Genomic DNA, 23,728 nt, shown 5'->3' with positions numbered 1-23,728 from the left:
AGGTCAATTGACGTCCATGGCCGAGCCAACCAGCAGTGGCGAGTTACCCCTTGCCCCCGTCAACCACCATTCCATCGCCAGAGGAGCCTCAAATGCGCAAGATGGCCACACGAGGCAGGGCTGTCGCCCTGACTGTCGCGCTCGCCACCGGACCACTCCTACTCGTCCCTGCGGAAGGGGCAACCGCCGCACCGCCCGCTGCTGCTGCCGCCGCGCCTGGCCCGGGGACGAACTATGCGACCGACGACCCGTTCACGTCCGAGCGCGCGGCCTGGTTTCGCGATGACAGGTTCGGCATGTTCATCCACTTCGGTGCCTATTCGAACCTCGAGGGCGAGTACAAGAACCCGGACGGTTCGGTCTGCCGGAACGCAGAGTGGATCATGCGCGAGTGCAGGATCCCGAAGGACGAGTACGAGAAGCAGGCAGCGACCTTCAACCCCCAGGACTTCGACGCCAAGGCCATCGTTGCGGCAGCCAAGAGCGCGGGCCAGAAGTACATCGTCCTCACTTCCAAGCACCACGACGGCTATGCGATGTGGCCGACCAAGCAGAACAGCTGGAACCTGCGCGACCACTCCTCCTTCGACAAGAACCGCGACATCATCGCCGAACTGAAGCAGGCCGCCGAAGCCGAAGGCATCAAGCTGGGGCTCTACTATTCCATCTGGGACTGGCACGACCCCGACTTCACCAGCAGCTCATTCCCGAAGTACAAGGAACGGATGTACGGGCAGCTCAAGGAGCTGATCGACAACTACGACCCGGCGCTGATGTGGTTCGACGGTGAGTGGGACGCCGACCGCCCCACCAACCCCTGGACCTCGCGCGACGGCGAGGAGCTGCAGACCTATCTGCATGACCTGAACCCGGATCTGGTCATCAACAACCGGGTCGGCAAGCGGCGGGTGACCGACGGCGACTACGGCACGCCGGAGCAGGAGATCCCCCAGGGCTCCGGGGAGGGCCAGCTCTGGGAAAGCTGCATGACCATCAACAACAACTGGGGCTACGTCTACGACGACAACGGCTGGAAGTCGGGCGCACAACTCACGCGGAACTTGCTGCACACGTCGAGCCGCAACGGCAACTACCTCCTCAACATCGGCCCGGACAAGCGCGGACGCGTTCCCGCCCCCTCCACCGCCGCACTGAAGGAGATGGGCGACTGGCTGCGCAGTTCCGGACAGAGCGCCGCGGTCTACAAGGCGGGCTTCCCCGGCGTCGTCAGCCAGCCGAACTGGGGCGTGGTCAGCCAGTCAGGCAACGACCTGTACGCCTCGGTCTATCAGTGGCCCGGGGCGGGCAAGCCGCTTCACTTGACTGCGAACACCGGGTTCACGGTGAACGGAGCGAGCGTGCTCGGCAGCGACCAGAAGGTCACGGTCACCAAGGCGGGCGACGGTTACGACATCACACCCGCAGGCGACGCCACGAACCCGACCGCCACAGTCATCAAGTTGTCGATCACCCCTGCTGCACCCACTGCCGAAGGGAACGGCACCGGCCTCAAGGCAGAGATCTTCGACAACGACCAGCTGACGGGCAGCCCGAAGGTCACCCGCACCGATCCGACCATCAACTACGCCTGGCGATTTGGTGGCTCGCCCGCCGAAAACATCCCCACGGAGCACTTCGGCACCCGCTGGACCGGCACGATCGAGCCGCGCTACTCCGAGAAGTACCAGTTCACGACCGTGTCCGACGACACCGTGCGGGTGTGGATCGATGGAAAGCTCATCATCGAGAACATGACGCCGCACGATGGGGCCGTCGACAAGGGAGCCATCGAACTTGAGGCGGGCAAGAAGTACTCGATCAAGGTCGAGCACACCGAGCAGACCGGCGAGGCGTTTATGAAGCTGCTGTGGTCTAGCCCGAACACGTCCCAGCAGATTGTGCCGAAGAGCCAGCTGTCTCCGAACTGACCGATCCGCAGGGGTGCGTCCTCACCGCCGGCCGTGGCGCGGACGCACCCCTGCTTTCGCTTGGCACGTTCTCCCTAGGCCCTCTCCACAAAGGAGAACCTCATGACGCTGCCCGAACGGCACCGTGTGCAAGCCGCGGCAACCGTGCTCGCTGTACTGGCGGGCGGCATAGGTGCCGCCCCCACCTCCGCCCGTCGCACCAGCTGAGTCGTCCACAGATGTCCGTCTCATCTCGCCCCATTCGAAGGGACCACGATGCAACTCCTGACGAGACTGCGTGCGCGGGCAGCTGCCGTCTGCGCGGCGGCTCTCATCGCGGCGGCCGCCGCGATCGCCGCTCCCGAGCCGGCCTTCGCCGTCGGCGGCAGTGCCACCGACTGGATGAACCAGGGCAAGTTCGGCGTGGGTATGCACTACCTCGCCGAGGGATGCCCGCCCGGCTGTTCCACCGGCTCGTACGTCACCGGCGAGTGGCCGTCGGCGGCCGACTGGAACAACCGGGTCAACTCCTTCGACGTGCCGGGACTGGTCCAGCAGCTCCAGTCCGTCGGCGCGAAATGGTTCCAGATCTCCGTCGGCCAGATCTCCGGGTACTGGGCCTCACCCAACTCGGTCTACGAAGGGCTGGTGCCACCCACCCCGGAACACCCGAGCAGGCTTGCTCAGCGTGAACTGATCCGTGACATCGGCCTCGCACTGCAGGGCACCGGCATCAAGCTCATGGTGTACGTGCCCGCGACCGCGCCCCGCTACGACTCCTACGCCACCGTCGGCCTGGGCGGAGATCCCAAGGGCACGGACGGCGAAGGGGGCACCTACAAGCCGGAGTTCCAGGCCAACTGGGTCGACGTCGTCAGCCACTGGTCCCAGCAGTGGGGGAACCTGGTGTCCGGGTGGTGGATCGACGGCGGCTGGCTCGGGCACACCACGTACTTCGACAACATGATCAGCGCCGCCCGCACCGGCAACGCCCAGAGCGTCGTCGCGCTCAACCCCGGGTTGAACAAGTGGGGGCCCAACTCGCCCAACGCCGACTTCACCGCAGGTGAGATCGACTCCGACGAATGGCCGCAGACCACCGCCCGGTTCGACACCTCCCTCGGCACGAAGGCCCAGAAGACCTACTTCGCGGTGGCCCAGACATACTGGGGCAACCCCCCGGACGCACCCATGGCCACCAGCGGCGATTTGATGGCGTGGCGCACCCTCGGCGTCACCAACGCCGGCGGAGCCATCACGTGGGACGTCGGCTACGACCGCGCCAACGGCCACATCTCCGCATCTGCGATGGCCAGTCTGAGAGCAGTCGGCGAAGCGGTCGGCAACATCCCCGCTGCAGGCATCCGGTCAGAGGAATCCGCATCGACGATCACCTACAGCGGCAGTTGGGGTACGTCATCCGGTAGCCAGTACTCCGGCGGAGCAGCGCGCGTGTCCTCGTCGCCGGGGGGCTCAGCCACCTTCCGGTTCACCGGTCCCTCGGTCAAGTGGATCGGCGCTCGCTCCGAGGCGTCCGGCAAGGCCGACGTGTCCGTCGACGGACAGTTCGTCGCCACCGTGGACCTCGCCTCGTCCCCGGCCACAGGCAACGACGTGGTCTTCTCTCGACAGGGCCTGGCCCAAGGCAGCCACACCATCACCGTCACGCCCCAGTCGGCAGCAGAGGTCACGATCGACGGGTTCGAGGTCGGAACCTCCGACGTGGACGACAGCAACCCACTCGTCACCTACACCGGCTCCTTCGGCAGCTACAACCCCGGCGGCTGCTTCGACAACACCTGCCACAACGCCAACGCCTCCGGCTCCACCGCGACCTACCGGTTCAACGGATCCAGGATCAGCTGGCACGGCATCACCGGCCCCGACCAGGGCGTTGCCACCGTGTCGATCGACGGCGGCCCCCCCACCACCGTCAATCTCGCGGCACCCACCCGCAGCGTCAACGTCCCGGTCTACACGAGCCCCGAACTCCCTCTCGACAGCAGGCGGGGCGAGCACACCATCAAGATCACCACCCAGAACGCCGGCTGGGTGACCGTGGACCGGTTCGTCACCACGCCCCTGCTCGGCAGCATCGTCGACGACGCCCAGTCGGGCATCACCTACACCGGCTCCTTCAGCGGCTACAACCCCGGCGGCTGCTATGCCGGAACCTGCCACAACTCCAACAGTGCCGGCTCCACCGCAACCGTGTCGTTCACCGGCAAGGGCGTCACCTGGTACGGCATCAAGGGCAGCGACCAGGGCCAGGCCGACGTCTACATCGACGGCGCCCTCGACGCCACCGTCAACCTCACCGCCCCGAGCCGGACTGTCCTCACCCCCGTCTACACCAAGACTGGTCTCCCGCCCGGCGATCACACCTTCAAGGTCGTCACCAGGAGTGGCGCCTGGGTCACCCTCGACGCCCTGCAGGTCACCTAGAGGTACTGGCATCGGCGGGTACGGCCCCAACCCCGCCCACCACGACGCCGCCGTGACGCACCTCGCCCCAGGCACACCTTGATCACAGCCAATCCTGGACCGGCCACCGGCCAGGTGATCCGCCGAAGGCGAAGCCGGGCGCGAGCTGGCTGGAGTCGCAATAGGTCCACCGGGCGCAAGGTGTCCGGCTCGAAGACCCGGGCCGGACAGTCACCGTCGGCATCTACCGCGCGATCGGTGAGCACCAGAGCGGCTTCGGGGCGGTCTTCTCACTGATGTTCCTGGCCACCCTGCCGATCCTCGTCTTCTACCTCGCCTCCCAAAGGCACTTCGTCAAGGGCCTGACCGGTGGAGCCACCAAGGGATGACCCCTCGGCGGCAGCATCGACCGTCGCACGCTCCCTCCTCCCCCGCACAGCCAACCCCGTTCTAAGGAAGCCGTGTTGACTCTGGCAAGATCCGAACCCACGACGTTCATCACCGGAGAGCCGGACAGTCCGCTGCAACGAGCACTCTCGCTCGTGATCGTCGGCGCTGGCGCCCGTGGCGGCGCGTACGCCGACCTCGCCGCCAAGCGGCCGGACGTCGCCCGGGTGGTGGCGGTCGCAGAACCGCGAAGCCGGATCCGCGAGGCGTTCGCAGCCAAGCACCACATCACCCCCGAGTACCGGTTCGACGGCTGGCACCAGTTGCTGGCCCGGCCGCGGATCGCCGACGTGGCGGTGATCGCCGTCCCCGATTCCGACCACCTCGCCGCTGCGATCGGCCTCGCCGACCTCGGCTACCAGCTGCTGCTGGAGAAGCCCATGGCGACCACTGAGGCGGACTGCGAGAAGATCGCCGACGCCGCGCGACGCAACGGCACCGCCCTGGCGATCTGCCACGTGATGCGCTACACCCCGTACACCGTCAAGCTGGGGCAACTCCTGCCGGAAGGCGCGATCGGCGACGTCGTCTCGCTCCAGCACCTGGAGCCGATCGGCCACTACCACTTCGCCCACTCCTTCGTCCGCGGCAACTGGCGGCGGGAGGACGACTCCTCGCCGCTGCTGCTGGCGAAGTCCTGCCACGACATCGACTGGATCTCGCACATCGTCGGCCGACCGGTGGCGCGAGTGAGTTCCTTCGGATCCCTGACCCACTTCCGGTCCGAGGCCGCGCCCGAGGGCGCCACCGACCGCTGCATCACCTGCCCGCTGCGGGACACCTGCGCGTACTCGGCCACCACGCTCTACCGGGACGGGCTGCGCAACGGCGGGACCAAGCAGTACTTCACCCGGGTCATGACCGCCGGCGAGCTGACCGAGGAGGCCGTGACCACCGCGCTCACCACGGGCCCCTACGGCCGCTGCGTCTACCACAGCGACAACGACGTCCCCGACCACCAGGTCGTCAGCCTGGAATTCGACGGCGGGGTGACCGCCTCGTTCACCCTGACGGCGTTCACCCCGCTGGAGAACCGGCACACCAAGATCTTCGGCACCCGTGGACAGCTCACAGGCGACGGCCGCCACATCGAGGTCTACGACTTCCGTACCGAGACCCGCACCGTGCACGACACCTCGCTCGACGGCTCGTCCGCGGCCGAAGGGCACGCGGGCGGCGACGAAGCGCTGATCAATGCCTACCTCGACGCCCTGCACGGTGGGCGTCCCGAGCTCATCGTCTCCGGCATCGACGTCAGCCTGGCGAGCCACCGCGCGGTCTTCGCCGCCGAGCGGGCCCGCCACACCGGCACCGTGGTCCAGCTCTGAACCCTCCGGCACGGATTCATCCTTCCTCAACCCGACGTAACGTACGTGAAAGGCACGTTCCGACGGCATCGGCGTGCAGCCTCAGACGCGGGGGCAGGCCATGGTGAGCATGCGACGAGTTTCCTGGGTTCCGGCCTCTGGCACGCGGAGATCACCACCGATGGACCCGCCGGTCTGGTCCGCACCAGGCAGGTCATCAGCGCCGGAGACATCATCAAGGTCCCTGCGGCATCAGGCGGCGGTCACGTCGTGAAGCTGACCCGGGCCGCGTCCGTGCCGAGCGGCCAGCACAAGGTGACCGTGGCGGGAAGTGACCACGTCCTCGAAGTGAAGTGGGCCAGCGTCGGAGACGGTGCAGAGATCGTGCGCTGGCCTAGCAACGACGGCCAGAACCCGCGCTTCGCCTTCGAATCACTGAACGACGGCTACGTGCGGATCGTCAATCAGGGCAGCGGCAAGGCCGTCGTCGTGCACGGAGCTTCCCGTGACTCTGGAGCCAAGGTCATCCAATACCAGTACGAGGCCGGGGCGAACACCAACGATGAATGGCTGGTCGAGGACGCGGGCATCGGCCGGTTCCGGATCGCCAACAGCTTCAGTGGCCTGTACCTGACCGCGGGCGGAACCCAGGGCGATCAGTTCGAGCAACGTCCGCTCGACGGCACTGGGCGTCAGGAGTTCAACATCTTCTGACGCCCAGCGACGGCCACTCAACTCCGCTGCAAACTCAGTCAAGTTGAGAACGCAGCCACTCCTCCACCGCGCGCACATGGGCAGCCGCGGCCGTACGTGCGGCTTCCGGGTCACGCGCCTCGAGCGCGCGGTGGATCCGCCTGTGCTCCTCGCGGGCCTGATCGAGGGCGGCCGTGTCCTGATGGCCGCGCCGGACGCGGGCCCGGAACGTCCGGGAGGAGAGCTGTTCGATGATCGCCGCGAGCACCTCGTTGCCTGCCGCCCGCGCGATCGTCTGGTGGAACGCCATGTCGGCGGTGATGAACTCCTCGGTGTCGGCCGTCTCGTTCATCGCCGCCAAGTGGCGTGCCACGGAGGACAGTTGGTCTTCATCGATGCGGGCAGCCGCCTGTGCTGTGGCGGCGGACTCCAGGATCCTGCGCACTTCGAGCAGCTCGACGAGGCGCGCCTTCGGGGAGACCTCAGCAACCAGGCCGAAGGTCTCCAGGAGATCGCCGACCGCCAGCTGAGTCACGTAGACGCCTGAGCCGTGCCGCGCCTCGAGGACACCGAGGACGGTCAGCGCCCGGACCGCCTCACGCATCGAGCTGCGCGAGAGGCCGAGGTGTTCCGCGAGATCGCGCTCAGTGGGCAACCGCTGCCCTGGCTCGAGCGTGCCATCGGCGATCATCTCCTTGATCTGCGCGATGGCTCGCTGCGTGACGGTCCCCTTGGCAGGAGTCGCAACCTCCGTGGCGCCCATGGTGCCCCTCTGTGATGACTTTGTCGCGGCAGTCTACTCAGCGAAGTCATCAGACCAATGCTTCGACTTGATCGAGGAAATGTGCCGCATAGGTGAGACATGATGGAAGTGGTCAGATGAGCACTCGTGCCAGATGGATCGCCGTACGGACAATGCTCGGCATCCGCACCGGGCCCGGCTGCCAGATTTCAGCCAGCGAGGTCCCATCGGCGGGTGCACAGCTGTCATATACGAAGGCTCGCCGGCAAAGCCTCCGTACGACAGCCGACAGCCGACAGCCGATGGCGATCCGTTTGTTCCGTACAGGCCGCGGCTCCGCCATCCGATGGCCGTCGCCTGTCGGGCGGCACCGCTTCAACGAGCCTGGCAGCAGCCCAGGTTGTCGACGTCTCGCGAGCGGGTCCCTTCCCCCGCTCCGGCTTCCCCCACACCGTCGCCCGATGGCTCACGCTCTTGGGTGGTGACGCTCGGCCTGATCGCCCTTGCCTGCGCGGCGCGGCCGTCGGAGCGCTGTTCCCCAACCCCGCCAGGCGCTGGCCTGGGTGATGTTGCCCGTGTTCGGGCTGCCGTTTATCTCAGGTGCGTTCTTCCCGGTGACCAGCAATGCCCCGGTGGCTCCAGATCATCGGTGAGACCTTCTCGCCCAAGTGGATTGCGCATGGTGTGCGTTCGTCCGCGCTGCCCGACAGTGTGCTGGCTGCCGAAAGCGCACAGAGCTGGCAGCACCGGGAGACAGCCAGAGGAACTCCAGGTCTCCCCCGGCGCGGCGACGGTCTGGACGAGGACCGTGGTTGCGACAGACGGCGAGGTCCCACACATGGTGGTGGGCGTCGACGATACCCATCCGATCGGCTCAGAGCTCCCAGACCACGGGCAGCGGTGTGTCGGCGCCACCGGCGGAATAGTCGTGGGCCACCTCCACCAGGCCGGCCATCCGGGTCTGCCAGGCGGCGTTGACGGGCAGCCTGCCCAACTCGGTGATCATCCCCTCGTACCCGTCGACGTCGATGACGTGGAAGAGGTCGGTGCCGCTGCGCCAGATGGTCCACTGGGTGGCCCCGGCAGCCCGGATCGCCTTGGTCAGTTCCGCGGGAACTGCGCGGTGGGCGGCCTCGTACTCCTCGATGCAGTCCGCGCGGACCTTGGTGTGCAGGGCGACTCTCATGGTCACATCTCCTCAGTCTTCGATGATCAGGATGTCCAGGGTGCGCGGCCCGGGCACGCCCTCGACTCTCTCCAGCTCGTTGCCACTGGTTGCGGACGGACCGGAAACGAAGATCAGCGGGCGGCACGAACAGAGGCGTTCGAGCGCCTCGGGGACGTCGCCGCTGACGTCGGCCGCCGCATACAAACAGGTGGCAGTCGGGCAGCAGGGTCAGGGCGCGGCGGCCCTGACCCTGCTGCCGCGTCGAGGGTGAGCGTGCCGAAGTCGGCGATTGACAGGGCGCAGGTGGTCAGCAGCTGAGCAACAGAGCGATGCGCACGGCGGGGGAACCTTCATGCGCAGCAGGCCCACTATCTTCAGCTCCTACCACAAGGCGTCGGGCAGAGGTTGCGAGTGCCGCGCCACAGCGTCCTGTACCTGCGCGCTGGTGCGGGCGCCAAGGAGAACGCTCGCGACCGCGGAGCGGCTGGCGGAGAGCCTCAGCCCGAGCTGCTGCGGGTGGTGATTTCGTCGGCGCGGACCAGCCAGGGACCGAGCGGGTTCAGCGTTTCGCACGACTTGCCGAGGTCCCACTGCGGCGAGTGTCCGAGCTGGAATTCCCGCTCGGGCACGTCGTCGCCGATCGGTCGATCTACAGCCTCCAAAGGCCTGTTCGGGCCGACCCGCAGTCAGTCCGGTCACGGAATGACGGTGACCGAGTCGAGTTGCAGATAGGTGCCACCAGTCTTGGTCACCGTCACCGTGTGTTGTCCCGGCGTGAGGTGGTCCATGGTCCACAAGGTCTGCTGGGGTTTGTAGTTACCACCGTAGGTGGCGCTCAGCGTGCCGCCGCCGGCGCCGTCCACACTGACGGACGCATTGCCGTCGGCGCTGGACATCGGGCCACTGAGCACGAGGCCGGTGCCGGTGAAGGTGACGGTGAAGGAGTCGCCGTTCGTCTTCGTCCAGCACACGTCGTCGCCGTAATCGCCAACTCCGCGGTTCGCGGCCCGGCTCCAGGTGCCGTGGTAGGCGATGAGTGAGGCGTCGTTGTTGTACGTCACCCGGTTCGGCACCGTACGGAAGGCGTCGATCTGCCAGTACGTGCCGGAGGTCTTGGCAAGGCGCACGGTGTGAGCGCCGGAGGGCAGATGGCGGGCGGAGTAGACCACCTGCTGGGGACGGTACGCGGTGGCGGACTCGCTGAAGGTGCCGATCGCCTTGCCGTCAACGGTGATCTGGCCGGATGCCCCGTTGGACGCGAAGGGCGCGAGGACGTCGACACCGGTGCCGGTGAAAGTGAAGTCGACGTAGGAGCCATCGGCTGTGGTGTAGGAGACGTCGTCGCCGTAGTCGCCCGCGCCGCGGCCGGTCGAGCGGGACCACGAACCGCTGTATACGGCGGTGGTCTCATTGTCGTTGACCGTGGTGGTGCCGGTTGGCAGGGCGGGAGCGGTGCCCCGTACGGCCTGGCGCAGGTCGTTCAGGACAGCCAGGCTGGACTCCGCCATCGTGCCGTCCTCGTACATCATGAGGTTGAAGGAGAGCGGCACCTTGCGTCGGCTGGCGGCGCCGACCCAACCGATGGCCTCGGCGCTGGTCACGGAGGTGGTGATCTTCTGGTTCTGGACGTGGACGCCCCAGTCGTTCTCCATGGTGAACATGCCGTGCTCCACCAGGCCCTCGTACGGGCCGGAGGTGAAGACGCCGTCCGGTCCGCTGCCGGTCATCGACGAGCCTTGGTGGCCCTCGCCGAAGTACACGTCCTGGAACTCGGTGAGCCGCGGCAGTTCCCAACTGTTCCAGGAGACGACCCGATGCGGGTTGCCGGTGCGGGCGACGCGTTCGAATTCCTCGAAGGGGGCGGGGTAGTAGACGATGCCGTCGTCGAAGAAGAAGCCGTCGAGGTCTGTGCCGTACCGGCTCCCGATATCGGTGACGACGGCCTTCCAGTTGGCGAGGAACGTGCTGCGGTCGCCAGCACCTGCGCGCGGGAAGGTGGCTGGGAAGTTCTGCTTGTTCCACCACCCGGCCTCCTCCTTGCCCTCGTGGTAGTAGAGCGCGAAGCGGATGCCCTTGGCCTTGAGGGCCTTGGCCACCTCACCAATCAGGTCGCGGGTGGCGGTGTAGTCGCCGCTGCCCATGATCGTGTCGATGGCCGCGTTGGGTCCGTCGGGGCGGAATCCCCACCAGCTGTAGGACCAGATGACGAAGGCGGCGCCCGTTTCCTCGACGGTCTTGACGAAGCGGGGGACGTCGAAGTCGGCGGCCTGCTGTTCGAGGGACTTGGCGGGGCCGACGTTGTCGGGGAAGCCCCAGGCGCCGTACTGGAACATCAGGCCGTAAACGGCGTTGTGCAGCCACGAGGTGTCGGCCGCTGCACGGGCGGCGGCTATCCGCTGCCGGCGCGGAGCCTCGTCGGCGTCGAGCAGTACCTCGAGTGACTTGACACGGACGTCGCCGCTCAGCGTCCCAGTACGGGTGAGCTCGATCGTGGATGCACCCTTAGGGAGGACCAGTGTGCCCACGTCAACGCGCTGCCATCCGGCGGCGGCAGTGAAGGTGAAGGACGGGCCCCCGCCACGAACGGCGACTTTGAACTGCTGACCGGCGGCGGCGCTGAGAAGCACCGTGACGCGGTACGTGCCGACGGCGGGGGCGGAGACGGTCCAGGCCAGGAAATCGTCCGCAGTGCGGAAGTTGTCCACCCAAAAGTTCTTGGCGGGGTCGGCAACGTACACGCTCAGGGCGTCGCTGCGCTCCGCGGCGGCGGCCATAAGGACTGTGAGGTCGGCGTCCGTTCCAGTGCCCGTCTCCAAGACGACGGGGACGGGGCCGGCCTGCGGGACGGTCGCGGCGAAGGCGGGCGAGGCGTCGAGCGCCAGTAGCGCACCGGCGGTCGCTGAGGCACCGATGCCGACGAACTGCCGGCGGGAGAGTGGGGTCATTGGACACGTCCTCTCGGACAGAGGGGAGGGGAAGGCCGCCAGGTCTGCCTCTCAAGGCATGTCGGCGCGGCTCACGTCGGCGGGGTTCGGCAGCCCGAGGGGGCAAGTGCCGAAATCCCGGAGCCCGGCAGCGGCGTCAAGCTATGGGGCGGAGTTGACTGGGGTCAAGAGTTATGTCGCGATGGAAGACATAAATACCGGGCAACCATCTCCCGCCTTGGGCCGCTCGGTCGGGCCATCTGTGAACGCCCCTTCGCCCTCCGCGAGTGACTTGAGCCCCGCCAGGGCTGCGCCCTCGTGTGTGGCCCAGTCGGCCACGGCCGACACCCCCCGAACAAGGCACGTCGCCGCCCGGGACCAGCTGGACTTCTGCGAACGAGCCGGCGTGCGACGACCTGCTCATCGACTGAACGCGCCCGTGTGACCAGCTCATCCATCGCGTCGGAGAGGTCGCCGTGGCCGTCGCGTCGGGTGCTCTGTGCCAGCACCTCGGCTGCGATCTCCGACAGCCCGGCCCGCACATCGAAACAGCCGCGCCGCCCTACCCACAGACGGGTCCACCCCGGGATGCCATCGCTGATTGCGTCCGGACCGGTGAGATTGACCAGACGGGAGGCCTCCTGGCCGGCCCGTAGTCAGTGGCGGCGCTCGTCCAGCGCAAGGAAGTTGGCGTCAATCAGTACCAGGGCACCCCAGTGCTTCTTCCACCTCGGCGCGCAGCGCGACACGGGTTGACGCAATCGGAGTCCACAACCCTCTCAGCGGGCAGTAACTCCCACCCGACCAGGGTGTATACAGCAGAGGCACCCGGTCGACGCCTAACGCCAGGCCGCCCACCGCGCAATACTCATCATCGAGGTCAAGCAGGGTCGCCGGCGTCCCGCCGTGCATTGAGTCGGTGCCGCCGGACACCGGCCGCGTCCGCCGTCTTGCGACGCCACGGGCTTCTCGTGACGCTGCTGAGCTCGCCCAAGAAGGCGGCCAGTCCGCAGCCCCCAGGAAACAGAATGGCAACGAGGGGTTGATTTATGTCGTCTATGTAGACGTTAATTCACCACGATGGCGTGGTCAGCAACTCTTCAGGAGGCAAGCATGCGCGGACGCATCCGTGCACTCGGTGCGGCGGCAATCGTCCTGACCCTCGGATTCACCGCCGCCTGCGGCGACAGCGGAGGTGTGGGCGGCACGGACGAGGCCCAGCAGGACAAGACCAAACCCGGTGAGACGGTCACGCTGAACTACTGGACCTGGTTTCCCCTCGAAGCCACTCTCAAGGAGGCCATCAGCGCTTTCGAGAAGGCCAACCCGGGCATCAAGATCAACCTCCGCGAGTTCGAGGCCGCTGACTATCAGAAGCAGCTGCCGCTCGCCCTGAACGGGGGCCAGTCCCTCGACCTGGTCGGCGTGCAGATCTCGGCCATGACCAACACCGTCCGCGAACAGCTGCGCCCCGTCGCCGACTGGCAGGACGAGCTCCCCTCAGGTTGGCGCGACCAGCTCAACCCGACGATGGTCGCCCAGACCGAGAAGGCTGCCAAGGACGGCAAGCTCTACTCCGTACCCATGGGCTCCATCGGCAGCGCCGTGATGCTCTCCAACGCCGCGATGCTCAAGCAACTCGGCATACCGTTCCCGAAGACGGCTGACGAGCTGCAGGCCGCCGTGGACAAGATCAAGAAGGCGAAGTCAGGCGTCACCCCGGTCGTCTTCACCGGCGAGCCCTACTGGCAGGAGGAGATGCTGTTCACCATCGCCGGCCAGACGTCCCCCTCGCTCTCCGACGACATCTTCGCCGGCAAGAAAAAGTGGAACGACCCCGAGCTGGTCAACGCCCTCAAGGAGTACAAGTCCCTCTTCGACAAGGGCATCGTCAGCAAGTCCGTGCTGAGCCTGAAGGGCACTCGTCCCACCGAGCAGTTCACCTCTGGCAAGGCGGCGTTCCTGGTCGACGGTTCCTGGCAGAGCTCCATGCTCTCTGAGAACTACCGCGAGGCCAACAAGATCGGACTGACGGATGTCGGCGCCGGTGCCTTCCCAGTGGTCGGGAGCGGCGGCAGCCCGGCGGCGCGCGGCTATGCCGAAGGCGGCCTGGCCATCCCCAAGGCGTCGAAGCACGTCGCCGAGGCCGCCAAGTTCATCGAGTTCATGACGCTCGGCGCGGGCGTCGACACGTGGTCGAAGGACCTGGTCCTGGTTCCCGCCAAGGACGGCTTCAAGCCGGACGAAAACGTGCTGACCAGCCAGGCGGCCCGCGACGGCTATGCGGCCGTGTCCGAGGCGATCGGAAGCGCCGGCTCGGCACGCAATTCCAACCAGTCCTTCCTCAACCAGGTCGAGGGCAACGCCATCCTCGACGTGCTGCGCGGCCAGTCCACCCCCCAGGCGGCGGCCGACAAGATGCAGAAGGAGTGGGCGAGCGGACGGTACGACACCCAGTGAGCGCCTTCACCACCACCGCCCGGCGTGAGGCTACGGCCTCACGCCCGGCGGCGCGCCCCAGCCCAGGCCCCGCCCATACGGCGGGCCGGCGCAGCCGCACCCGCCGGGCCCTCCTCGCCGCGGCGATCTTCCTGGCCCCGCTTGCTGTCTTCTACGCCATCTACTACCTCTACGCCTTCGGCTTCCTCGCCGACATGAGCACCAAGCAGACCTCGCTGTCCTTCACCGACGTCACCGACGTCGGCCTGGAGAACTTCCGCCTGGTGCTCACAGACCCCGCCTTCCACACGGCGCTGCTGAACAACCTGATCTTTGCCGCGGTGTCCATCGGTGCTGCGCTCACCATCGGCTTCTTCCTTGCCGTGAGCTTGGCCAGCGGAGTGCGCTTCAGGCGCCTGTTCTACGCCGTCTTCCTGCTGCCTTCCCTGATCCCGCTGTCGCTCTTTGCGACGGTCTTCGGGCGGATGCTGGAGACCGACGACGGTGCGGTCAACGCCATGCTGCGCAGCGTGGGCCTCGGAAGTCTGACCCAGGACTGGTTGGGCAGCACAGGACCCGCGTACACGGCGCTGTTCGTCCTGCTGGTGTATCTGGTGGGGCTGCCTGTCATGTACTACACCTCGGATCTGTCCACCCTGAACACCTCGGTGCTCGAAGCCGCGATGATCGACGGGGCGAAGGCCGGCCAGATGTACCGGCTGATCCTGTTCCCCATGCTGCGCGGCACCCACCGCACCGTGATCCTGTCCGTACTCCTCGGCAGCTTCCGCGCCTTCGACGTCGTCTACTTCTCCTCCAACGGCCAGCCCGGCGGCCGCACCCAGATCACCGGCACCTACCTCTACAACACGATGATGGGCAGCGGCCGGGTGGGCTACGCCTCCGCCGCGGCGGTCATCGTGCTGCTGATCGCGCTCGCCGTCTCCGCCGTCCAGATCCTGCTCGAGCGGAGGTCCCGTTGAGCACCGCAATCGACAACCCGCTCGCCCGGCTGCGCCAGCGCCCACGCGACAACGTGGCCGTCTACACGGTCCTGGTGGTAGGCGGCCTGCTCTGGGCGTTCCCGCTCATCACCGCGGTCCGCCAGTCCGTGGCCCACGGAGGCTTCGGCAACTACCTCACCGTCCTCACCGGCGAGTTCAACCAGGTCAGCCTGGTCCGCGCGTTCGGCAACAGCCTCGTCATCGCCGCGCTGCACGCGTTGTTCGTCTGTGCAGTCGGCGCGATGGCCGCGTACGCCTTCGCCAAGATCACCTTCCCCGGCAGGGAGACGCTCTACCATCTGGTGCTGATCTTCCTGGCAGTCCCGGCCGTGGCAGTGATCGTCCCCGTCTACTACATCACCGGTCAGTTCGGCCTGTTCAACTCCCCGCTGGGCGTGGCCCTTCCCGAAGCGGCTCTCACCCTTCCGTTCGCAGTCCTGTTGCTGCGCAACTACGCCGACGGCATTCCGGACTCGATCATCGAGGCCGCCCGGATCGACCGGGCCGGCCATGCCCGGATCTTCTGGCACATCTTCCTGCCGGCCGCCCGCCCCGCACTGGTCAACCTGGCCGCGCTCTCGGTCATGTGGTCACTGCAGGACTTCGTCTTCCCGTCCATGGTGCTGAAGAACGCCGACACGACCACCGCGGCCCAGGCTGTCCAGACCATCCAGAGCGCCTTCGGGCCCACCCCCGAGCAGACCTCGCAGTACTTCGCCGCCCTCGTGCTACTTGCCGTACCGGCGGTCGTACTGGTCGTCGCCGGGCTCAGGTTCATCACCCAGGGCATCACCGCAGGAGGAAACAAAGAGTGACCGCCAACACCCACGCCTCCTGGTTCCGCGGGCTGGGCCTCGGCCTGTTCCTGCACTGGGGTCACGCCAGCACTCGCGGCTGGGAACTTAGCTGGCAGGCGACCGGCGGCGTCCATCTGCAGGAACCGGCACTGGACCCGGTCCCGGTCCGCACCTACTTCGACAACGCGCCGTCCTTCCGCCCCGAGCGTTTCGACCCCACGGACTGGGCCGAACAGGCATGGCAGGCCGGCGCCCGGTACGTGGTCTTCACCACCAAACACCACGACGGCTTCGCCATGTTCGACACCAAGCTGTCGGACTACTCCGTCACCAAGACCTGGGGCCGGGACATCACCGGCGAACTCGTCGACGCCTTCCGCGCCCGCGGCTTTCGCATCGGCCTGTACTTCTCGATCGTGGATTGGCATCACGAGGATTACCCACGCCTGACCGACGACGCCATAGCCAAGCCGTACCGCGTCGGTGTCTACCGCCGAGGCACCGCCGACCAGTGGGCGCACTACCGCCGCTTCATGCTCGGCCAGTTGGAGGAGATCCTCACGGGCTACGGCGACCTCGACATCGTCTGGCTCGACGGCGAGTTCGAGCACAGTCCCGAGGAATGGGACTTCGCCGGCATCCGTGAGCTGATACGCAGCCACCAGCCCGCCGCACTGGTCAACGACCGCTGCGTAGGCCACGGTGACTTCACCACCCCCGAGCAGCAGCTGCCCGTAATGGCCCCGGACGGCCCGTGGGAAGCATGCATGACGATGAACTCCACCTGGGGCCACGTCCCCTCCGACGACACCTGGAAGTCCCCCCGGGCCCTGTTGCACACCCTCGTGGAAACCGCGTCGATGGGAGGCAACCTGCTGCTGAACGTCGGCCCCACTGCCGAGGGCACCTTCCCTCCCCAGGCGGTGCAGCGGCTTCAGGCACTGGCCAGCTGGATGGAGCGGCACGGGGAGAGCATCCGCGGTACACAGGCCGGCCTGAACCTGTGGCAGTTCCAGGGTCCCTCGACGCGACGCGTCCACCCTGATGGCAGCAGCCGCCTCTTTCTGCATCTGACGATGCGACCGTACGAGGAGATCACCGTCCGCGGTATCCCGGTGGACCGCGTCCGCGACGTCACGCTCCTCGCCACAGGTGAGCCGCTGTCCTGGTCGACCAAGGCCGCCTTGCAGGACATCCACGCCGCCTCCACCGACCCGACCGGGGAACTGCGGGTCACGATCCCCTCGGCGAAACTGGACGACCTGTGCACGGTGGTGGCGGTGGATCTGAACGCGGAGCAGTGAGCCAGGCGGGCGGGGCGGCTCACCAGTCGGTGGGAGGAATCGCTCGCGAGATTCCTCCCACCGCCCCAACGGCGACACCGTACGAGGACGGGAAGCCTGTGCGTGCGATGACCTCTGAGGCAGCCGAGACGCGGGAACGGTGAGATCTCCGCGGAACCTGAGGGGTCGAACACTCGCCTTCCGCAGGACATCCCAGAGCTCCCGGCCCAGCGAGCGGGAGAAGAGGTCAGTGCCCACGAAGGGCGCAGCCGTCCAGGACACCACCTGGGTGGCCAGGGGTGTCGCGGGGCGTGGGCCGGCCGTCATCAGGTCTGTCTCCACGGGAGCCACCACGCCGCCCGGATGCAGACGTTCGGCCTGCGTCCGGAGTACGGCAACCGGGTCCGGCACATACACGAGAGTCATGCGTCCGACGATCGGTCGAGCACGCGCATACCGGTGCGTAACCGGTGGCGTGGCCATCCTCAGGACGGAACGCCACCCATCAACACCTATTTCGTACGTGAAGGGAGGGCAGCCCGCCTGGTCGCCACGGCGCAGGCCGTGGGAAGATCTGCCGACGTCGAGAAGGAGGCTGTGTGACCGGCGAGATCGATCCGGGCGCCCTGGCAATGCTGCGTCGGCTGATCGGTCATGGTCCGCTCACCCGCCCTGAGCTGGGGACTGCTCTCGGGCTGTCACGGGCATCCACCTCTCCGATTGTCAACGACCTCGTGCGTCGCGGCCTGGTCGCCGAGGTCTCCACCGCGCCCCGTGGCGGCCGTGGGCGGCCAGTGGCACTGCTCGATCTCGACGACGAGAACTTCGCCGTCGCGGGCTTGGAGATCGGCTCGGAACGCGTGCTCGCCGGTGTGTACACACTGCGAGGCCGTCTGCTGCTGCGTAACGAACGCACTGTCGAGTTCGACGCCGCCAACCCCCGAGGCCTACTGCGCCACGCGGCCGCGGCGCTGCATGAGGCGCTGGACACGGTCGGCCAGGAAGGACGCAGGCTGCTCGGAGTCGGGGTCAGCGTCGGCGGACTCGTCGACGCGACCAGCGGGACGATCAAGTACGCACCGATCCTCGGCTGGCGGGACGTCGCACTACGGGCGGGGGTGGCCGAGGCCTTCGGCGGGGGCGTTCCGGTGTTGCTGGACAACGACGCGAACTTCGCCGCGCTGGCCGAGCAGCGCCAACGCCGACGCGACGGCCTGGCCGCCACCAGCCTCGTCTACCTCTCCGGAACATACGGCATCTCGGCCGGGATCATCACCGGCGAGCGGCTCTGGCGCGGTGAGCGAGGTCTGGCAGGCGAGGTCGGCCATCTGATCGTCGATCCCGACGGACGTGCATGCGTCTGTGGCAGGCGCGGTTGTCTGGACACCCGGGCCAGCATGTCCGCCATCATCGCCGTAGGTCTCGAGCGGGCAACGGCGAAGCGCCGGGCCGGAGTCGAGCCGGACGGTGTGGCTGAGGGCGTCGACCGGTTGGTCGCGCTCGCCCAGGCCGGTGACGACGGAGTCGTCGACGCGCTGAGAGAAGCCGGAACCTGGCTCGGCCGCGGTGCCGCCCTGGTCGCGGCCATTCTCGACCCGAGAGTCGTCGTTCTGGGCGGGCACTATGCGCGGCTGGCGCCTTGGATGACGGAGCCGGCGCGCGAAGCCTTCCGTACTGCACTGCTCATGCCTGCCTCCGATTACGACGAGCTCGAGGTCTCGGGCCTGGACGCATGGGCGCCGGTCGAGGGCGCTGCCTTGGCCGCTCTGATCTCCATGGCCGAGGGCGTGCAAGCCCTGCCCTGACGTCCGGGTGGGCCGTGTGCGACCCAATTGCGTCAGGCGTCAGACAAGGGTCCTTGCTGTCGCTGAACAGAACCCTGTCCCGGTCCAGCACGCAAGTGCCGGACCGGGACAGGGGGTTCGCGCCACTGAAGGGGATTCAGGCCGCGAAGATCTCCTTGCCGTCTCCCGAGTGGAGGGAGATGGCCGTGGCGGGACAGTTCTCCGCCGCTTCGAGAATCTCGTCGGCCGGCTCCACGATCCGGTGCGCCGAGACCGCACGCCCCGCTGTGTCGAGCGTGAAGCAGTCCGGGGCGGTGGCGGCGCACAGACCGGACCCGACGCAGATGCTGCTCTCTATCTCGACTGTCCAGCGGTCCGTTGACTCAGTCATGCCGGTTCGCCTGCCTTCACAGCCGCAGCCGCCGAGACGGGTTCCGGCTCCGGGGCGCTCTCCGTGATGCCGAACCTGCCGTGGATACGGCGCAACGGTCCGGGTGCCCACCAGGACTCCTCGTACGACGATCGCGTCCATCAGGACCGCGAGGGCGAGACCGAGGCCGAGCATCTTCATGTTGGTGATCTGTGACGTGCCGATGGCCACAAGCACGATGGACAGTACGGCGGCCGCAGCGGTCACCACTCCCCCGCTGCGCTGCAGGCCGAACACGATCGCGCGGGTGTTGTCGCCGGTTCGGTCGTACTCCTCCTTGATACGGGAGAGGACGAATACCTCGTAGTCCATGGAGAGTCCGAAGGCGACGCAGAACATCAGCACCGGCAGGGTCGCGGGAATGAACCCGGTGACGGTGAAATCTCCGAGGAGGCCGCTGTGATGACCATCCTGGAAGACCCAGACGAGCGCTCCGAAGGTGGCGGTGAGACTGAGGACGTTGAGCACCACGGCCTTGAGCGGAACGATCACGCTGCCGGTCATGAGGAACAGCAGCACCATGGTGACGTCGACCATGGCCAGCAAGGCGTACGGCAGCCGCTCGGCGAGGGTGTCCTGGGTGTCGACGAGTTCGGCCGCGCCGCCGCCCACCAGGATGGGGAAGGGCGCGGGCACGTCGCGAATCTTGCGTACAAGCTCCTGGCTCTCCGGGGAGACGTCCTCGAGGGAGGGTACGACGGAGAGATATGAGGCCTCGCCTCCCTGTGCCGTGTAGCGCTGTTGCGCAGGCCCGGGGGCTGGAGTTGCCGGCCTGCCTCATAGACGCCGGCGGAGGAGTCGACCCGCGCCACGCCGTCGAGGGCCGAGAGCTTGGTCGCGTACGCGGCGATATCACCGTCCTGCGCAGGGGTCGCCGTCACCACATCGAGTACGCCAGTGGGCCGGGACTCGAAGTGGTCGCGGATGACTTGGTGCACCTGATGGGCTTCGGCGCTCTTGGGCAGTTGGCGGTCATCGATGTTGCCGAAGGTGACTCCAAGGAACGGCAGTCCGAGCGCGACGAGGGCGACGACCGCGGTGACGAGGAAGATCACAGGTCGTTTGACAACGGCCTCGCCGATACGTCGCCAGCGCCTGCCCGAAGCGTCGGCATGGACGCCCCGCTCGCGTCGGCCCAGAAGTCGGGTCAGATCAAGGGAGTCGATCCGGCGACCAAGGACGAGAAGCAGAGCAGGCAACACCAGGAGCGCCGAGGCCGCCGCAATGAGGACGACCGAGATGCCCGCGTAGGCGAACGAACGCAGGTAGTACATGGGGAAGATGAGCATTGCGGAGAGCGCGACGGCCACTGTGAGCGCGGAAAAGGCGACGGTACGGCCGGCTGTGGCCAAGGTGGTACGGACGGCAGTCCTGGCATCGGCCCCGCCGTGCAGCTCTTCCCGTTAGCGGCGCACGATGAACAGCCCGTAGTCCACGGCGAGTCCGAGGCCGAGTGCGGTGGTTAGGTTGAGTGCGAACACCGAGACATCGGTAAAGCTGGTGATTGAGCGCAGGGATGCGTTCGTACCCACGATCGCGATCAGGCCGATGACGATCGGAAGCAGTGCAGCGATCGCACTGCGGAAGACAAGGACCAGGATCAACAAGGTCAGTGGGAGCGCGATCAGTTCTGCCGCAGCGAGGTCTTCACGGCTCTGCTCCTGCACCTCGGAGCGGATCTGGGCTGCACCGCCGATACTCACATCGAGCGGGCCGTGCGCTCCGCGGTAGTCCGGTGCGAGCTCGGCGAGCGTGTCGTCGGCCTGGGTCTCAGTGCCGGTGATCCGGGCGACGATCAGCCCGTACGTGCCGTCGGTGCTGCGCAGTGCAGGGGATTCGTCCTGCCAGTAGGAGGTGACCCCCTGCACGGATTCTTCACCACTCAACCGGCGGACAAGCCGCTCGGCTTCTGCGGCGGCATCCGGGGAGTCCACTCCCGCGTCCGTCTTCACGAGCAGCGCGAGGTTGGGACGTCCCGCGGCGAACTCCCGGTCCCAGAAGATCAGCCGCCTGGGAGGATTCAGCGCCGGGGTCGGTGGTTCCGCCACCCTGCAGTCGTTCGGCCACGCCGCCGCCGAGGACGACTGCGGCTGCCGCGAACAGCAACGCCAGTAACAGGATGAGTCGTGGCCGTGCCGTGGTCAGCCTGGCCAGACGCTCGAACATGATGGTCCCCTCGAGTGGGCGGTCGGGCAGCTCAGGCCCGGTGCAGTGATTCCGGCGTGGTGTCGAAGCTGGACCGGCCGAGGCCCAGAGGGCGTCTGAAAAGCCTATCAGCGGGCAAGTTGCCTGGTAGCGGGGTGGTGGCGCACTTTCGGGGGCTGGGGTGTGCGGGCTGCGTACCCGTTACTCGACGGATCTGTCCGATCCGGAATGGGCGATCCTCCGTCCGCTGGTTCCGGCGGTCAAGCCCGGTGGAAGACCGGCGAAACAGACGCGGCGGGAGATCCTCAACGCGTTGACGTACTGGCTGCAGGCCGGCTGTGCCTGGAGACTGCTGCCGCATGACCTGCCACCGTGGCAGACCGTCTACCACTACTGGCGGCGATGGCATCAAGAAGGCGTGTGGGAGCGGATGTTGACGGCTCTTCGCGAACGCGAGCGGGTGCAGCTCGGCCGTCATCCCACGCCCAGCGCGGCCATCGTGGACAGTCAGAGCGTCCGGGCCAGTGAGCGCGGTGGCCTGCACGGCTACGACGGCGGCAAGAAGGTCAGCGGCATCAAGCGCCACCTGCTTGTCGATACCCGCGGCACCGTCCTGGTGGCCTGCGTGAGCCCGGCGAGCGTCGGCGACCGCGACGGCGCAGTGGTGCTGTTCTCCCGGGCTGCCGACGCCTTTCCGCGCCTTCGGCACTTGTGGGCGGACCAGGGCTACCGCGGCGCCGACTTCCATGCCTGGGCCCGGGAAGTCACCGGCATCACCGTGGAGGTCGTGCAGCGCCGCGACGGAGGATTCCGCTCGACCTGGGCGAAGGTAGACACACCGCCTCCGGCAGTACCCCTCTTCGCGGTGGTACCACGGCGTTGGGTGGTAGAGCGGACATTTGCCTGGTTGGGACGGTGTCGCCGCCTGTCGAAGGACTACGAGTACCTGCGCGTCTGCTCGGAGAACGCCATCTACCTAACCATGGCCATGCTCCTCGTGCGCCGCCTCGCAAGACCAGCCCACTGACAGGCTTTTCAGACGCCCTCTAAGAGGTCGTTTTCTCCTGTTGTTTCATCCTGGGATGCGTATTTGATCCGCTGATGTCGGGTCGCGCCAGGAGACGGTGGCCTCGCCGGTGAGACGGCGGGCCATCAAGTCGGCCATGGCGAGATGGATCATGGCCTCGGAACGGGCCGGGAGGGCCTCGTAGTCGCGCGCCAGGCGCCGGTTCAGCATGAGCCAGCCGTAGGTCCGCTCGACCGTCCAGCGCTTCGGGATGGGGGTGAAGCCCCTGCTCCCGGGAGGGCGGGCGGTGATTTCCATGTCGATGCCGAGGGCCGCGGCGTGCTCGACGAAGTGCTTGCGGTAGCCGCCGTCCACCCAGGTCTTGCGGATCGTGGGGTGGTCGGCGGCGACCTGGTCGAGCACGCGGGTGCCGGCGGTGGAGTCCTGGACGCTGGCCGCGGTGACCAGGACCGCGAGCAGGAGGCCGAGCGTGTCGGTCACGATGCTCCGCTTGCGGCCTACGATCTTCTTGGCGTTGTCCGTGCCCTGGCTGGCGGCGGGGACGCTGGTGGAGGTCTTCACGCTCTGTGCGTCGATCACGCACGCCGAGGGTTCGGCGCCGTGGCCCTCCTGTTCACGGACCAACTCCCGTAACAGGCCGTTGAGCTGGGTGAAGATGCCGTCCTTCTGCCACTTGGCGAAGTAGCCGTAGACGGAGTTCCAGTGGGGGAAGTCGTGCGGCAGGTAGCGCCACTGCACCCCGGTGCGGTCCACGTACAAGATCGCGTTCATGATCTCGCGCAGGTCGAGCTCGGCGGGTCGGCCGAAGCCCAGTGCCCGGCCGTGGCGCTCGTAGCGCCAGGCGGACAGCACCGGCTCGATCAACTCCCAGCGGGCATCGGACAGATCACTCGGATACGGGCGACGGTCAGTCATGACCTGGAGATACCGCCACGTGGGGGCGTGCGCCCAGGCGTGCGTGCGGCCGTATCGAAGCACGGGACGGATCTGGGCGTCCTGGAATGAGACAGGCGTAAGCCATCCTCGGCCCCAGGTGTCACACCATTCGTCTCGACAGCCACCACCAGCCTGGCAGCCTCACCAGCATCAGTCTGCTGGAGAGTCAAAACATGTTGATAACCCATCAGACGAGATGAAAACGACCTCTTAGAGGTCGTTTTCATCTGTAGTGCGGTTTTATCTCTAGTTTTGCGCCCACTGGTGATCT

16 protein-coding genes and 3 pseudogenes are annotated in these 23,728 nt (G+C 67.1%); 11 read left to right on the top strand and 8 right to left on the bottom strand.

The genetic code is table 11. The features are described from left to right. Positions 1-101 precede the first annotated feature (101 nt). From ACFPQ9_RS43445 to ACFPQ9_RS43425, 5 genes and pseudogenes are all read left to right on the top strand, one after another. Positions 102-1,928, top strand: coding sequence for an alpha-L-fucosidase (locus ACFPQ9_RS43445; RefSeq protein ID WP_380865834.1), 1,827 nt, complete (start codon positions 102-104; stop codon positions 1,926-1,928). 255 nt (positions 1,929-2,183) lie between these two features. Beyond that, on the top strand, positions 2,184-4,352 hold the full coding sequence (locus tag ACFPQ9_RS43440) for a hypothetical protein (RefSeq protein WP_380865775.1): 2,169 nt from the start codon (positions 2,184-2,186) through the stop codon (positions 4,350-4,352). A 200-nt stretch (positions 4,353-4,552) separates the two neighbouring features. Then, positions 4,553-4,720, top strand: a pseudogene (locus ACFPQ9_RS43435) (carbohydrate ABC transporter permease); the annotation flags it as partial. A 75-nt stretch (positions 4,721-4,795) separates the two neighbouring features. Next, the gene (locus tag ACFPQ9_RS43430) at positions 4,796-6,106 is read left to right on the top strand and encodes a Gfo/Idh/MocA family protein (RefSeq protein ID WP_380865772.1); all 1,311 of its coding nucleotides are present in this window, start codon (positions 4,796-4,798) and stop codon (positions 6,104-6,106) included. A 45-nt stretch (positions 6,107-6,151) separates the two neighbouring features. Continuing rightward, positions 6,152-6,799, top strand: coding sequence for an RICIN domain-containing protein (locus ACFPQ9_RS43425; protein WP_380865769.1), 648 nt, complete (start codon positions 6,152-6,154; stop codon positions 6,797-6,799). Between the two features lie 34 nt (positions 6,800-6,833). Here ACFPQ9_RS43425 and ACFPQ9_RS43420 read toward each other — a convergent pair whose 3' ends face one another. The 5 genes and pseudogenes from ACFPQ9_RS43420 to ACFPQ9_RS43400 form a co-directional block, all read right to left on the bottom strand. Beyond that, positions 6,834-7,541: a FadR/GntR family transcriptional regulator gene (locus ACFPQ9_RS43420; protein ID WP_380865766.1), complete on the bottom strand. Its 708-nt coding sequence runs from the start codon at positions 7,539-7,541 to the stop codon at positions 6,834-6,836. 853 nt (positions 7,542-8,394) lie between these two features. Beyond that, positions 8,395-8,706, bottom strand: a complete 312-nt coding sequence (locus ACFPQ9_RS43415; RefSeq protein ID WP_380865764.1) for an L-rhamnose mutarotase — start codon at positions 8,704-8,706, stop codon at positions 8,395-8,397. Between the two features lie 12 nt (positions 8,707-8,718). Then, complete coding sequence (locus ACFPQ9_RS43410) at positions 8,719-8,892, bottom strand: hypothetical protein (protein WP_380865762.1); 174 nt, start codon at positions 8,890-8,892, stop codon at positions 8,719-8,721. 279 nt (positions 8,893-9,171) lie between these two features. Next, positions 9,172-9,329 (bottom strand): annotated as a pseudogene (locus ACFPQ9_RS43405) (fumarylacetoacetate hydrolase family protein); the annotation flags it as partial. Between the two features lie 54 nt (positions 9,330-9,383). Then, positions 9,384-11,633, bottom strand: a complete 2,250-nt coding sequence (locus tag ACFPQ9_RS43400) for an alpha-L-fucosidase (RefSeq protein ID WP_380865759.1) — start codon at positions 11,631-11,633, stop codon at positions 9,384-9,386. 1,092 nt (positions 11,634-12,725) lie between these two features. Here ACFPQ9_RS43400 and ACFPQ9_RS43395 point away from each other — a divergent pair. From ACFPQ9_RS43395 to ACFPQ9_RS43375, 5 genes are all read left to right on the top strand, one after another. Continuing rightward, positions 12,726-14,072 carry an ABC transporter substrate-binding protein gene (locus ACFPQ9_RS43395; protein WP_380865757.1) on the top strand — a complete coding sequence of 449 codons (1,347 nt, stop codon included), beginning with the start codon at positions 12,726-12,728 and terminating at the stop codon, positions 14,070-14,072. Then, positions 14,069-15,034 carry a carbohydrate ABC transporter permease gene (locus tag ACFPQ9_RS43390; RefSeq protein ID WP_380865754.1) on the top strand — a complete coding sequence of 322 codons (966 nt, stop codon included), beginning with the start codon at positions 14,069-14,071 and terminating at the stop codon, positions 15,032-15,034. The genes ACFPQ9_RS43395 and ACFPQ9_RS43390 overlap by 4 nt, the downstream gene beginning before the upstream one ends. Then, a complete protein-coding gene (locus tag ACFPQ9_RS43385; protein ID WP_380865751.1) occupies positions 15,031-15,870 on the top strand; it encodes a carbohydrate ABC transporter permease in 840 nt (279 codons plus the stop codon). The genes ACFPQ9_RS43390 and ACFPQ9_RS43385 overlap by 4 nt, the downstream gene beginning before the upstream one ends. Further along, on the top strand, positions 15,867-17,156 hold the full coding sequence (locus ACFPQ9_RS43380; protein WP_380865748.1) for an alpha-L-fucosidase: 1,290 nt from the start codon (positions 15,867-15,869) through the stop codon (positions 17,154-17,156). Before ACFPQ9_RS43385 ends, ACFPQ9_RS43380 begins: the two co-directional genes overlap by 4 nt. 578 nt (positions 17,157-17,734) lie before the next feature. Beyond that, positions 17,735-18,940: an ROK family transcriptional regulator gene (locus ACFPQ9_RS43375; RefSeq protein WP_380865747.1), complete on the top strand. Its 1,206-nt coding sequence runs from the start codon at positions 17,735-17,737 to the stop codon at positions 18,938-18,940. Between the two features lie 136 nt (positions 18,941-19,076). On the opposite strand, the gene ACFPQ9_RS43370 is transcribed toward ACFPQ9_RS43375, so the two are convergent. Further along, positions 19,077-19,310: a ferredoxin gene (locus ACFPQ9_RS43370; protein WP_380865744.1), complete on the bottom strand. Its 234-nt coding sequence runs from the start codon at positions 19,308-19,310 to the stop codon at positions 19,077-19,079. Beyond that, positions 19,307-21,515 (bottom strand): annotated as a pseudogene (locus ACFPQ9_RS43365) (MMPL family transporter). The gene ACFPQ9_RS43370 and the pseudogene ACFPQ9_RS43365 overlap by 4 nt, the downstream one beginning before the upstream one ends. Positions 21,516-21,675: 160 nt before the next feature. Between ACFPQ9_RS43365 and ACFPQ9_RS43360 the strand changes: the two are divergent. Next, the gene (locus tag ACFPQ9_RS43360) at positions 21,676-22,521 is read left to right on the top strand and encodes an IS5 family transposase (RefSeq protein ID WP_380865742.1); all 846 of its coding nucleotides are present in this window, start codon (positions 21,676-21,678) and stop codon (positions 22,519-22,521) included. Between the two features lie 45 nt (positions 22,522-22,566). Here the strand turns inward: ACFPQ9_RS43360 and ACFPQ9_RS43355 are convergent, their stop codons facing one another. Next, positions 22,567-23,436 carry an IS5 family transposase gene (locus tag ACFPQ9_RS43355; RefSeq protein WP_380865739.1) on the bottom strand — a complete coding sequence of 290 codons (870 nt, stop codon included), beginning with the start codon at positions 23,434-23,436 and terminating at the stop codon, positions 22,567-22,569. Positions 23,437-23,728: the final 292 nt, after the last annotated feature.

The sequence above is a fragment of the Streptomyces coerulescens genome (assembly GCF_042657965.1).
Taxonomy (GTDB): domain Bacteria; phylum Actinomycetota; class Actinomycetes; order Streptomycetales; family Streptomycetaceae; genus Streptomyces; species Streptomyces coerulescens.
Note: the sequence above shows the minus strand (reverse complement) of the source record. Positions and strands in the feature narration are given on the sequence as shown.